Genomic DNA, 13,291 nt, shown 5'->3' with positions numbered 1-13,291 from the left:
AGAAGTTCAATGCAGTATGGTTTCTGGTCAATAGTACCGCCAATTCTGACAATCGTTCTCGCGCTTGTCACAAAGAATGTTTTTGTTTCGCTCTTTATCGGTATTTTCCTTGGTTCGTTCATCATTGCGGACTGGAATTTTATCGCGGCTCTCAACGCGGCGCTCAACAATTGCGTCAAAACGATGGCGTCAAGCGGCAACACGATAGTTATCGCCTCGATGCTTTTTATCGGCGCGCTTATCTATCTTATTGAGCGTTCCGGCGGCGTTGACGGTTTTGTTGACGTTATGGTGAAGAAAAACGGAATTATCAAATCAAAACGCGGCGCAAACATTTTTACGTGGCTGCTCGGCGTTCTTATCTTCACGTCTGGCTCGCTCAGCTGCATGGTTACGGGTTCCGTCGCGCGTCCTGTCAATGACGCGCTCAAAGTTCCGCACGAAAAAGCGGCGTTCATTATCCACGCCACGTCAACGCCTGTCTGCGTTCTTATCCCGCTCAGCGGCTGGCTCGCGGCAATGATCGGCTATCTTACCTCCGGCGGAGTCGCGGAAGCCGATGCGATCCCGACGCTTATCAAATCAATCTGCCTTAATTTCTACTGCATTTTCGCAGTGCTCGGCGTTCTCGTTCTTGCGGTTCTCCAAAAGGATTTCGGACCAATGAAGGCAGCCGAGGAACGCGCCGCGGAAACGGGTATGCTTGACGATCCTGCGCACGCAAAAGAAGGCGGAGAAATCTCAAGAGTAAAAATCAGCGATGCGAAACCGAGAGTAATGAACCTTGTACTTCCGATTCTCACATTGCTTTTCACGGTTATTATCGCCCTGTTCGTTACCGGAAACGGCAACCTTATGAAAGGCAGCGGCATGAACTCGCTGCTTTGGGGCTGCTTCGTATCGCTCGTGGTTATGGGCGCTCTCTGCGTATTCCAGAAAATATTTACGCTCAACGAAGTTATTGACGAAATGTTCAAGGGCATGGGCAGCATGCTTCCGATAGCCTTCGTTCTTCTTCTCGGATTTACGATGGGAAGCACGGTCAAAGCGCTTGATACGGGCAACTACCTCTCGTCAATATTCCTCCAGGCGCTCAATCCGGCGTTCCTTCCGGCGCTCGTGTTCATTATCGCCTGCCTTATATCCTTCGCAACCGGAACCTCAATGGGAACAATGGCTATTATGTTCGTAATCGCCCTTCCGATGGCTATTAACCTCGGCGTGAACATTCCTTTGGTTGCCGGTGCGGCATTCGGCGGAAGTATCTTTGGAGACCACACGTCGCCGATATCCGACACGACGATTATGTCCTGCTCAACGTCGGGCTGCGACATTATTGACCACGTCAAGACGCAGACCCCGTACTGCGCGTTCTTTGCGGGCGCGTCGCTTGTACTTTACGTAATTCTCGGATTTGTAATGTAATATTTGACGCAGACGGTTTAATCAAAATAAAAAATACGGCGCGGGTTCCGCGCCGTATTTTTTGAATGCAGTCTTGTCCGCCTGTTAAAAGCCGTAGGCGTCGTCCGGCGCAAGAGGAAAGTCCTCCGAGTCTTCCGCGGCAAAACGTTCGTTTTTTGCCAATGAGAGATTTAACAGGCGCCTTGAAAGGCTTTTGTCGCGTATCGCAAGAATTTTGAGCGCAAAGTGCGCCGCCTTTGAAAAATCATTTGCGGCGGTAACGCAGAAGCTCGACGAAGCAAGAAACTTTTGCGGCACGCTTCTGTTTGTTCTTGACACGGGTGCGAAAATTAACGGCGCAAGACATTTTTCTGCTGTAAAACGCGGCAGTTCGTCATTGGAACCGGCTGATACTATTACCGCTTCAAGCCCGCGTTTTTTAGCGTTTGCGGCATAGTTTTCAAGTTCCTGCCTGCTGTTGTGCGGCGGAAGTCCGGCAAGCTCGTACTTTACGTAAAGCTTGTCAAATATTGCAAGCCCGCCGGACAGCTTTTCCAAAAGCTCTTCCGACGACAGAATGACGCCGATTTTTGCTGTTTTGTATCTCTTTGGTCCGGGCATAATATATTCACCTCGCCAAAATATTATAATCCATACGCCGGAATATGTGTTAAAATATCTCTTGCGCGGACATAGCTCAGCTGGTAGAGCGTCGGCTTCCCAAGCCGAATGTCGCGGGTCCGAATCCCGTTGTCCGCTCCATTGAAAATCAGCCCGCTTTGCGCGGGCTTTTTTATAAATTTTTATAAATTTTCGGCTGCCGGCGATTATTTCTGCAAATTTTTCGTAAATGTGGTAAAATCTATCGGTTATGTCAATAACTATTGAGCAAAGGGGCAGTACACAGTGAAGTCAGAAATCGTATCTCAGGAAAAAAATATTTTAACAGTGAAGGTTGCTTTTGAAGCCGAAGAGGTAAGCAAAGCACTGGACGCAGCGTATGCGGAGCTTTCGCAGAAAGCAAACCTCAAAGGGTTCCGCAAGGGACACGTTCCCCGCAAAACGCTTGAACTCTGCTTCGGCAAAGCGGCAATCTGTGCTCAGGCGCAGGAAAAGCTTATAAATCAGGGTATAGACGAATCGGTCAGTGAAAATGAGCTTGACCTTGTCGAATATCCCGATGTCAAGCCCGGAGACGCTCTTGAAGAGGGCAAAGCGTTCGAATTTACCGTCGTCTATGAGGTGTCGCCGGAGGTAATTCTTCCCGACCTCTCAACAATCACGGCAGAAAAGACAATTTACAAGGCAACGGAAAAAATGCGCGACGAAAACATTCAGCAGATGCTTGAAGCGCACGCCAAGGTCGTACCGTCGTACGAAGAACGCGAAATCACGGCTGACGACATAGTTTCCGTGAAATACAATTCCTTCCTCGCGGAAGACGGCGGAAAGGAAACGGAAGCCGAAAAAGACCAGAAATCCGAAATAGACCTCAAACAGCCCGGTATCCGCCCTGAAATAGTTTTCGCTCTTGTCGGCAAAAAGCCCGGAGAAAAAGCCGAAGCGGCATTTACAGTAGAACCTGACAACAGCGTAAAGGAAATTGCGGGACAGAAAATGCGCTATGAGTTTGACATTCAGGGCATTATGAAAAAAGATATTCCGCAGCTTACGGATGAAAATATTCCCGAGCTTACCTATACGAGACTGAAAACTGTTGAGGAATTCAAGAAGAGCGTTATGGAGCGTCTGGAAAAAGCGGCTGAAAGAGAAACGGAAGACAGCCTCAGAAAGTCGGCAATATCCGCAATTACTGACGCCTGTGAAATAGACATTCCCGAAAAGCTTATTAACCGCGAAAAGGCGGCGATAAAAGCCGAACAGGAAGACAGAATCAAACGCCAGACCGGCAATGAAGATATGACGCTTGACGAATTCCTGAAACAGTCAGGCACCGACAAGGACGAATTTGAGAAACAGGTTGACGATACGGCAAGAAAAGCCGTGAAACGCTCGCTTGTTATCAAAGCAATCGCTGACGCGAACGATATTGACTGCACGAAAGAAGAACTGCAGCTTGAAATCAGGAAAATGGCGCTTGCTTCAGGCATGGACCTCAAAAAAGTCGAAGATTACCTCTACTCGAACAAAGACCATCTCTATCAGGTGATGGACGAAGTCCGCGCGCGCAAGACGGCTGAATACGCCGCAACGCAGGTTCAGGTTAAGGAAGTCGAAGCAGAGGAAAAGAAATAATTCCCCGGACGGAGGAAATTTTATGAGCGGTTATCTTATTCCAACGGTTATAGAGCAGACGGGCAGAGGCGAAAGAGCTTACGACATATACAGCCGTCTGCTTAACGACAGAATAATTTTTCTCGGAACGGCGATAGACGATAACGTCGCAAATCTTGTTGTCGCGCAGCTGCTTTTCCTTGAGAGCCAGGATCCGGAAAAGGACGTGTTCCTTTACATCAACAGCCCTGGCGGAGTGGTTTCCGCCGGACTGGCGATTTACGACACCATGCAGTATATAAAGCCCGACGTTTCCACGATATGCACTGGACAGGCGGCAAGCATGGGAGCCGTTCTTCTCGCGGCGGGTGCTCACGGCAAACGCATAGCCCTGCCGAATTCCCGCGTAATGATACACCAGCCTCTCGGCGGCGCGCAGGGACAGGCGTCCGACATCGAAATTCAGGCTGTAGAAATTCTTAAGACGAGAAACACGCTCAACGGAATTCTCTCAAAGCATACGGGACAGCCGCTCGAACAAATTAAAAAAGACACCGACAGAGATTTTTACATGTCGGCTCAGGAAGCCAAGAAATACGGCATAGTTGATCAGGTTATAGAGAATCGTTAAAAATGGTAAGAAAAAATACGCTTGAAAATACAGGCAGCAAACGCCCCAAGCCGCGCTGCTCATTCTGCGGAAAGACGCAGGACGAGGTAGGCAGGCTTATAGCCGGTCCTAATAATATTTTTATATGTACCGACTGTATCCAGCTTTGCAACGTTGTTCTGAGGGAAGAATTTGGCAGCGACGCATTTCCCGATACACCGTGTATGCCGGCGGAGAAAAGGGCTGACTACGTTTCCGCCCCCGTGTTTGACACGCTCCCGAAGCCTGAGGAAATCAAACAGTTTCTTGACCAGTACGTAATAGGACAGGACGAAGCGAAAAAAGTCCTTTCCGTTGCCGTGTACAACCACTACAAAAGAATAACAAATCCGCTTTCGGACGGAGACGACGGCGTCGAGCTTCCGAAAAGCAACGTGCTGCTTGTCGGACCTACAGGCAGCGGCAAAACACTGCTTGCCCAGACGCTTGCCAAAATGCTCAACGTTCCTTTCGCAATAACCGACGCTACGACCCTTACGGAAGCCGGTTACGTCGGCGAAGACGTTGAAAACATACTTCTCAGGCTGCTTCAGGCGGCGGATTTTGATATTGACGCGGCACAGCGCGGAATAATTTACATTGACGAAATAGACAAAATAGCGCGCAAATCGGAATCTGTTTCAATAACGCGCGACGTTTCCGGCGAGGGCGTTCAGCAGGCGCTTCTCAAAATTATTGAGGGAACGATTGCAAACATTCCGCCGAAGGGCGGGCGCAAGCATCCGAGTCAGGAAATGATTCCCGTTGACACGTCGCACATACTGTTCATCTGCGGCGGAGCCTTTGACGGACTCGACAAAATTATTGCCCGCAGAACCACCGAAAAGGCGATAGGCTTCGGCGGCGACATTACGAGCAATCTCAAACAGCAGCGCACGGATGAACTGCTGAAGCAGGTTCAGCCCGACGACCTTCGCTCTTTCGGATTTATTCCTGAATTTATCGGTCGTCTTCCGGTTCTTGTGGCGCTTTCTTCGCTTGCCGAAGACGCGCTTGTCCGCATACTCAAAGAACCGAAAAACGCGCCGCTCAAACAGTATCGGAAGATGTTTGCCCTTGAAGGCGTAGAGCTTGAATTTGAAGACGACGCTGTCAGGGAAATTGCAAAAAAAGCAATAAAGCTTGGAACGGGAGCCCGTGCGCTCAGAACGATACTTGAAAACCTTATGCTTGACCTGCAGTACGAGATCCCGGGTAAAGCGTCGGAAATCGCAAAAGTTACTGTGACCAAAGAAATGGTTGCAGGCAGCGGCAAAGCGCTGATAACTCCGAAAAAAGAGGCTGTCTGATTTGTTCGCCTGTCCGGTAATTCCTGTTCGGGACACGGTAGTTTTCCCCGGTTCAATAACGCCGCTGCTTACGAGCAGGGTACGCACCATAAACGCGGTCAAAGCGGTTGCGCCTGACCGCCTTGTCTTTGTTTCCGCGCAGTACGACGCTTCGGTTGAAAACCCCGGAACAAACGGTGTGCATACGTTCGGCACGCTTTGCAGGATACAGAACGTTATGCAGAGCAAGAGCGGAAGCGTAAATATTGTGCTTGAAGGCTTGTGCCGCGCGAAGGTAGTGCAGTTTGTCTACAGCGCAAGCTATCTTGAAGCTGAAATTGAAAAAGTTCCTGCGACCTGCGAAACTTCCGGCAACGTGATTGAAGCGCTGCGCAGATCTGTCATGACCGAGCTTGAAAAATATATCGCGCTGAACCGTCACGTGCCGCAGCAGATTCTCCAGATGGCGGAAGAAATAGCCAATCCTGAAGATTTTGCCGACCTTACTGTGGCGCACCTGAAAATCAAAGCGGAAAGCAAACAGCGTCTGCTTGAAACGACGGAAATCGGTGCGCGCCTGCGGCTGCTTGTAGAGCTGCTTGCAGGTGAATGTGAAATGCTTGAAATGGAAAAAGAAATAGACGATGAGGTTCAGGAAAAAATAAAAGACACGCAGCGCAACTATTTCCTGCGCGAAAAACTGAAAATAGTTCAGGACAAGCTCGGTGACGACTGCACGGGTGCGGACGCGGAGGAACTCAGGGAAAAAATTGAAAATTCCCTGATGCCGGAAGCGGTAAAAGAAAAGGCACTCAGGGAAACAGAGCGTTTCTCCCGTATGCCCGCAATGTCTCCGGAAGCTTCGGTTGCCAGAACGTATATAGACTGGCTGCTTGACCTGCCGTGGAACAAATCGTCCGAAGACGACCTCAACATAGCAAGAGCCGAGAAAATTCTCAACGAAGATCACTACGGACTTGACGACGTAAAGGACAGAATAGTTGAATATCTTGCCGTCAGAAAGCTTGCGGGGCAGGAAATGCGCGCTCAGGTACTTTGTTTTGTCGGACCTCCAGGAGTAGGCAAAACCTCTCTCGGAATGTCAATAGCGCGTGCCATGGGGCGTCAGTTTGTGAACATAGCGCTCGGCGGGCTTGGCGACGAAGCTGAAATACGCGGTCACAGGCGTACCTACGTCGCGTCAATGCCCGGAAAAATAATACAGAAAATAAAACAGGCAGGGACAGACAACCCCGTCATGCTGCTTGACGAAATAGACAAAATCGGAAGCATTTACAAGGGTGACCCTTCTTCGGCTCTCCTTGAAGTTCTTGACCCCGAACAGAACTTCCGCTTTACGGACAATTTCCTTGAAGTGCCGTTTGACCTGAGCCGTGTAATGTTCATCACGACCGCTAACACGACCTCGACTATTCCGGGGCCGCTGCTTGACAGAATGGAGATCATACATCTTCCGGGCTATCTTGCCGAAGAAAAAATTGAAATAGCGAAACGCCATCTGCTGCCTAAAATCTTCAAAGAACACGGCATAACCGCAGACGACATGAGTATCTCAAAGCCGGTGCTGATGAATGTTATACGCAACTACACGCACGAAGCCGGTGTCCGCGGACTTGACCGCGCGCTGTCAAAAATAGCGCGCAAAATTGCCGCCGGCATTGCTAAAAATCCGGAAGCCGAGAGAAAGAAAAACGTTATAAACAACGACAAAGTGAAAGAATATCTCGGCGCCCCGAAGCTTTACGCAACGCGCGTTCCGAAACAGAACGCGGCGGGGACGTCCATAGGGCTTGCGTGGACGGAAGCCGGCGGGGAAGTGCTGCTTATAGAATCCGCCGTCATGAAAGGCACGGGAAACGTAACGTTCACCGGCAATCTCGGCAATATAATGCAGGAATCGCTGAAAAATTCAATGGCTTACATTCGTTCCAACGCAAAGAAATTCGGGCTTGAAAAATTTGACTGGCAGAAAAAGGACGTCCACGTGCACGTGCCTGAAAACGCTGTCCCGAAAGACGGTCCGTCGGCGGGAATTACGCTTGCGCTGTCTATTTGCTCGTCTCTCACGGGACGCAAAATAGACGTTTCCTACGCCATGACGGGCGAAATGACGCTTCACGGCGAAGTGCTTCCGATAGGCGGCGTGCGTGAGAAGATACTCGCGGCAAAACGTCTCGGACTGAAAAAACTTATAGTTCCGGCGGACAACAAGAACGACGTGGCAGAGCTCAAGGACTGGATTAAAGAAGGACTTGAAATACACTACGTCTCAAACTTTGACGAGGTTGCCGCTCTGGCGCTGAAAAAATGACGCACTGGAAATCGGAGCTTTACTGCACGGCGTTTAACAAACAGCAGCTGCCTCCCGCGGAGCTGGACGAAATTGTGTTTGCGGGGCGCTCCAACGTGGGAAAATCCACGCTGATAAATTCGCTGCTCGGCAGAAGCGTTGCCAAAGTCAGTTCAAAACCGGGGAAAACGCGCAGCATAAACTTCTACAAAATAGAAGCGCCGGAAAACGAACGCTTCATGCTCGTTGACATACCGGGCTACGGCTACGCCTCGAAATCCGCGGAGGAACGCAAAAGCTGGCGGAAGCTGATAGAGGATTATTTCACCGCGAAACGCAAAATCAGCTTTGTAGCGCACCTCGTTGACTTCCGTCACGGCATGCTTGACAATGACCTTGAACTTGAACAGTGGCTTGATGAAATTGACATGCCCCGGCTTATAGTTTTTACAAAAGCGGATAAAATTTCGGGCGGCAAAAGAAAAGGGACTTACGACAAATACGTCAGGAACGGAATTGAATCCGTCCTGCCCCCGTATCTCACCTCCGGCGCGAACAACGAACAGGCGGAAGCGCTTCGGCAGGGACTTATTGAGGCGAAAAACGGACTGAAAAAAATGGCGGCAGGCGCAAAACTTTAAGCCGCGCCGCTTTTCAAAGCATCTGCCGGATGTCTGCGGAACGGCCGCAGAAATCTGTCAAGATAGATTCGACAGCCACCAGGTCTGTCAAAGAGGAGGGAATTCCTGATGGATTCCGAAAAAACAATACTCGACAAAAATTACGATCCTGCGCCTATTGAAGACAAATGGTACGGCAAATGGACAGAAGACGAACTTTTCAAGGCTGATACAGCCTCGTGCAAGCCGCAGTTTTCAATCGTCATACCGCCGCCGAACGTCACGGGCAAACTGCACGTGGGACACTCGCTCGACAATACGCTGCAGGACATCCTCTGCAGGACAAAACGCATGCAGGGTTATGAAGTGCTTTGGGTTCCGGGCACAGACCATGCCGGTATAGCCACGCAGAACGTTGTTGAACGCTCGCTTGCGGCAGAAGGCATCTCGCGCCATGACCTTGGACGCGAAGAATTTGTCAACCGCGTCTGGAAATGGAAAGAAGAATACGGCAGCGCAATCATATCGCAGCTGAAAAAACTCGGAGCTTCCTGCGACTGGTCGAGAGAACGCTTTACAATGGACGAAGGTCTCTCTGCGGCAGTCCGCAAAATGTTTGTTTCGCTCTACAACGACGGACTCATCTATCGCGGAAAATACCTTATTAACTGGTGCCCTCGCTGCCAGACCGCGCTTTCCGACCTTGAAGTCGAACACCACGACCACGACGGAAAATTCTACGAAGTCGCATACAAATTCGCGGACGAACCGGGCGAAGTAAAGGTAATGACTACGCGTCCCGAAACAATCATGGGAGACGTTGCAATAGCCGTTCACCCGCGCGACCAGAAAAACCGCCATCTTATCGGCAAAAAAGTCATAGTTCCTATCGTTCACCGCGTCATACCTGTCATTGAAGACAATATGGTTGACCCTGAATTTGGTTCAGGCTGCGTTAAAATCACGCCTGCGCACGACCCAAACGACTTTCTTGTCGGACAGCGCCACGGACTTGAACAGATACAGGTCATAGACGGAAGCGGCATAATGACGAAAGACGCCGGCGAAAAATATGCCGGACTTGACCGTTTTGAAGCCCGCGAAGTCGTTGTCGAAGACCTTAAAGCCGAAGGCGTGCTGCTTGGCATACAGGACATCAAACACTCTGTCGGGGAATGCTACCGCTGCCATACGGTAATTGAGCCGTATCTCTCGGAGCAGTGGTTCGTCAAAACACGTCCTCTCGCAGACAAAGGCGTTGAAATGGTAAAAGCCGGAAAAATCCGCTTTATACCTGAACAGTGGACGAACGTCTACTACCAGTGGATGGAAAATATCCGCGACTGGTGCATCTCTCGCCAGCTTTGGTGGGGACACAGAATACCTGCATGGTACTGTCAGGACTGCGGAGAAATAATGGTTGCGGCGGAAGCTCCGCACAAATGTACGAAATGCGGAAGCACGAACCTCAAACAGGACGAAGACGTGCTTGACACGTGGTTCTCAAGCGGACTTTGGCCGTTTTCGACAATGGGCTGGCCGGAAAAAACGGAACAGCTTAAAAAATTCTACCCGACGTCGGTTCTCGTTACGGGCTTTGACATAATCTTCTTCTGGGTTGCCCGAATGATAATGTTCGGACTCTACGGAACAAAAGAAGTTCCTTTCCGCGACATTTACATTCACGCGCTTGTAAGGGACGAAAAAGGGCAGAAAATGAGCAAATCAAAAGGCAACGTCATAGACCCGCTCGTCATAGTCAAAGACTACGGGGCAGACGCGCTTCGCCTGACAATGGCTGCCCTGACCGTACAGGGGCGTGACATCTTCCTTTCAACGGAACGCATAGCAACCTACCGTCTCTTCCTTAACAAGCTCTGGAACGCGAGCCGCTTTGCGCTGATGAACCTTGAAGATGCCGAAAAAGGGCAGAAATGGGACGAAAAACAGCTCAAACTTCAGGACAAATGGATACTCAACAGACTTGCGGAGGTTACCGCGGAAATCACAAAACTGCTTGACGGATATTTCTTCGGCGAAGCGGCGCGGCTTATGTACGATTTCGTATGGGGCGAACTCTGCGACTGGTATCTTGAGCTTGCCAAACCGGCGCTTCGCGGGGACGAAGGCGAAGAACGCCGTAAATCGACGCAGGCTGTTCTGCTTGTCCTCTTTGAAGACGTGCTCAAGCTTCTGCACCCGTTCATACCGTTTGTTACGGAAGAACTGTGGCATGCCTTCCCGTTCGGCGACAGCTACGTTATGAAAAACTCATGGCCGAAAGCGCGTCCCGAAACGCTTGACGAAAAAGCAGCGGCAGACATGAAATTCGTACAGGAAATAATCCGCACGATCCGCAGCCTGCGCGCCGAAGCGAGAATAGCTCCTTCACAGCAGATACCGCGTGTTGAAATAACGGTGCATGACGATGACAAGCTTGCGCTTGTCAATGAAAACGAACGCCAGATACTTCTGCTTACGCGCGTTGAAGCAATCGTTGTTTCTGAAAGCAAACCCGAAAAGAGCCTTGCCTCAGTGCTTGACGACGTGCAGATATATCTGCCGGTGGGCGATCTGCTTGACCTTGAAAAAGAAATCCAGCGCCTCAAAGCAGACCTTGCCAAGCTTGAAAAAGACATAGCAAAGAGCAGCGGCAAGCTTGCCAATCAGAACTTCATAGACAGGGCGCCTGCGGAAGTCATAGAAAAAGAAAAGACCGAACTGGCTGAAAACAGCGCCAAAAAAGAGCGTATGCTGGAGAACCTCAAGAGTCTGGCTGAATAGCTGCAAAATGGAAATTAAATTTTCGGAAATAGAAAACGAACTGCAAAAAATCGCAAGCCCCGGAATTCACCCGGGGCTTGCCCGCCTCTCCAAACTGCTGGCGCTTGTCGGAAACCCTGAACGGCAGTTTAAGGCAGTGCACGTTGTAGGCACCAACGGCAAAGGCTCAACCTCTGCGACGGTTGAAAAGATACTGCGCTGTTCCGGCTGCAAAACAGCCCTCTACACCAGCCCTCACCTTGCCTGCTTCGGCGAAAGACTGCTGATAAACGGCGAAATGCTTCCCGCTGCCGACTGGCTCAGGGTTGTCGGACAGATAAAAAACGCGCTTGAAAACAGCGGCACGGCGGAAGAAGATATGCCGACCTATTTTGAACTCACAACTGCGGCGGCATTTATGCTGACTGCTGAAAACAACGTGGACATAGCGGTCGTCGAGGCGGGGCTCGGCGGCAGGCTTGACGCGACAAACACGCTTGAAAACGTCATTTTAACCCTCGTAACGCCGATAGGAATTGACCATACAGATTACCTTGGAGATACGCTTGAAAAAATAGCAGCCGAAAAATTTGCCGTAATACGCGGGAACGCCCCTGCAATATTTGCCGGAGGCAATGAAAAACTTGAAAAGCAGTTCCTTGAAAAATGTGCACGGGAAGGAACAAGGGACAGACTGCTTTCAAAAACAGCTTACAGCCTGACAGAAACTTCGCTTGACGGAACAACGCTCAGCTTCAGCGGCAAAAGTTACAAAACGGCGCTTGCAGGTGCCTATCAGGCGGAAAACACGGCACTTGCCCTCTGCGCCGCGGAAGAACTGCGCAAATATTTTGGCGGAATGACGGAAGAAACTGTCAAAACCGCGCTGAGCACGATGAAATGGCAGGGGCGCATGGAACTTGTACGAAAAAATCCGCCGCTGCTGCTTGACGGGGCGCACAATCCTCACGCGATGAAAAGACTTGCCGAAAATATCAGCCTGCTTTTCAAAGGGCAGAAAATATGTTCGGTAACTGCAATGATGCGCGACAAAGACGTTAAAAACGCCTTGGAACTGCTCAAAGGACTTAATATTGAATTTTACTGCACGGAAGTGCCTCAAATGGAACGTAGCATGAAAGCGGAAGAAATGGCGGAAACAGCTGCGTCTCTCGGCTTTGACGTGCGCGGAAGCTTTGCCTCGCCTTACGACGCGGTAAAAGAAGCCTCAAAACAGGGCTGTCCCGTCCTCTGCTTCGGCAGCCTTTATATGCTCGCATGGCTCAAAGAAAACTATCCGGAAGAATTTCTAAAGTAACTAAAATTTGTCAAAAACTGAAACGGCGCGGAAAATAAGAAGCAATGACCATAAAAACCAATGACCCAAAGAACCAATTACAAAAAGAACCAATTACGATAAAATACAATTACCATAAGAAACAATTACTATGAAAACCAATATTGAAAATCAAAACCTTAACGCTCGCTTCGCCCGTAAAGCCGCTGGGCACTGCGCAAGCCCTTTGGGCTTCGCAGTGAGACAAATATTTTTTATCTTGTCATTCTGCCTTTTTCTTTGTCTTTCTGCGGGCTCCGGCAGGAGCAGCGCAGAATCCAGCGGCTCTATTTCAGTATTAGCAACAAAAACGGCTTGGAAATTCCCAAGCCGTTTTTAATTTGCCCAAAATTGCTTTTGGGTATAACAAACACAGCTAACAGCTACAAACTGCAAGCTGCAAGCAAAAAGCTAAGTGCTAAGTGCGCAGTTAAAGGTTCTAAATGCTTCCAACTTACCGCTTAAAGCTTAACTCCGGATTACTTCCTACTGGGCTGGGCGCAGATACTGCTTGCGCCGTCCGTTCGTTTTCTGTCCGAAGCCGCAGGACTCTTGCTTTCCCTGCCTCCTTCCCGAAAGCATCGGCCTCGTGTCTCAACCCTGAAACCCGACCGCTTGGCGTGCCGTTACCGAAGTGTTACAGAGCTTTAGCTGAAAAGCAACGGGCTTACCTCCGTTTGGAGC

General features: G+C 50.0%; 9 protein-coding genes and 1 tRNA gene. 9 read left to right on the top strand and 1 reads right to left on the bottom strand.

All coding sequences use genetic code 11. The features are described from left to right. Nucleotides 1-9: 9 nt before the first annotated feature. Nucleotides 10-1,425: a hypothetical protein gene (locus KBS54_05020; protein ID MBQ0055490.1), complete on the top strand. Its 1,416-nt coding sequence runs from the start codon at nucleotides 10-12 to the stop codon at nucleotides 1,423-1,425. Between the two features lie 84 nt (nucleotides 1,426-1,509). Here KBS54_05020 and KBS54_05015 read toward each other — a convergent pair whose 3' ends face one another. Further along, nucleotides 1,510-2,025 carry an AIR carboxylase family protein gene (locus tag KBS54_05015; GenBank protein ID MBQ0055489.1) on the bottom strand — a complete coding sequence of 172 codons (516 nt, stop codon included), beginning with the start codon at nucleotides 2,023-2,025 and terminating at the stop codon, nucleotides 1,510-1,512. A 65-nt stretch (nucleotides 2,026-2,090) separates the two neighbouring features. Here KBS54_05015 and KBS54_05010 point away from each other — a divergent pair. The 8 genes from KBS54_05010 to KBS54_04975 all read left to right on the top strand — a co-directional run bounded on the left by KBS54_05010 (nucleotide 2,091) and on the right by KBS54_04975 (nucleotide 12,589). After that, a tRNA-Gly gene (locus KBS54_05010) sits at nucleotides 2,091-2,166 on the top strand. Between the two features lie 144 nt (nucleotides 2,167-2,310). Then, nucleotides 2,311-3,660 carry a trigger factor gene (gene tig, locus KBS54_05005; GenBank protein ID MBQ0055488.1) on the top strand — a complete coding sequence of 450 codons (1,350 nt, stop codon included), beginning with the start codon at nucleotides 2,311-2,313 and terminating at the stop codon, nucleotides 3,658-3,660. A gap of 22 nt (nucleotides 3,661-3,682) precedes the next feature. Then, nucleotides 3,683-4,270: an ATP-dependent Clp endopeptidase proteolytic subunit ClpP gene (gene clpP, locus KBS54_05000; GenBank protein ID MBQ0055487.1), complete on the top strand. Its 588-nt coding sequence runs from the start codon at nucleotides 3,683-3,685 to the stop codon at nucleotides 4,268-4,270. 2 nt (nucleotides 4,271-4,272) lie between these two features. Beyond that, nucleotides 4,273-5,598, top strand: coding sequence for an ATP-dependent Clp protease ATP-binding subunit ClpX (gene clpX / locus KBS54_04995; protein MBQ0055486.1), 1,326 nt, complete (start codon nucleotides 4,273-4,275; stop codon nucleotides 5,596-5,598). Beyond that, nucleotides 5,591-7,909, top strand: coding sequence for an endopeptidase La (gene lon, locus KBS54_04990; GenBank protein ID MBQ0055485.1), 2,319 nt, complete (start codon nucleotides 5,591-5,593; stop codon nucleotides 7,907-7,909). Before clpX ends, lon begins: the two co-directional genes overlap by 8 nt. Beyond that, nucleotides 7,906-8,529, top strand: coding sequence for a YihA family ribosome biogenesis GTP-binding protein (locus tag KBS54_04985; protein MBQ0055484.1), 624 nt, complete (start codon nucleotides 7,906-7,908; stop codon nucleotides 8,527-8,529). The genes lon and KBS54_04985 overlap by 4 nt, the downstream gene beginning before the upstream one ends. A gap of 108 nt (nucleotides 8,530-8,637) precedes the next feature. Then, nucleotides 8,638-11,292, top strand: a complete 2,655-nt coding sequence (locus tag KBS54_04980; protein ID MBQ0055483.1) for a valine--tRNA ligase — start codon at nucleotides 8,638-8,640, stop codon at nucleotides 11,290-11,292. A gap of 7 nt (nucleotides 11,293-11,299) precedes the next feature. Further along, nucleotides 11,300-12,589: a bifunctional folylpolyglutamate synthase/dihydrofolate synthase gene (locus KBS54_04975; GenBank protein ID MBQ0055482.1), complete on the top strand. Its 1,290-nt coding sequence runs from the start codon at nucleotides 11,300-11,302 to the stop codon at nucleotides 12,587-12,589. Nucleotides 12,590-13,291: the final 702 nt, after the last annotated feature.

It is taken from the genome of Candidatus Equadaptatus faecalis (genome assembly GCA_018065065.1).
GTDB lineage: Bacteria > Synergistota > Synergistia > Synergistales > Synergistaceae > Equadaptatus > Equadaptatus faecalis.
The sequence above is the reverse complement of the archived record's forward strand: the minus strand, read 5'-3'. Positions and strand labels throughout refer to the sequence as shown.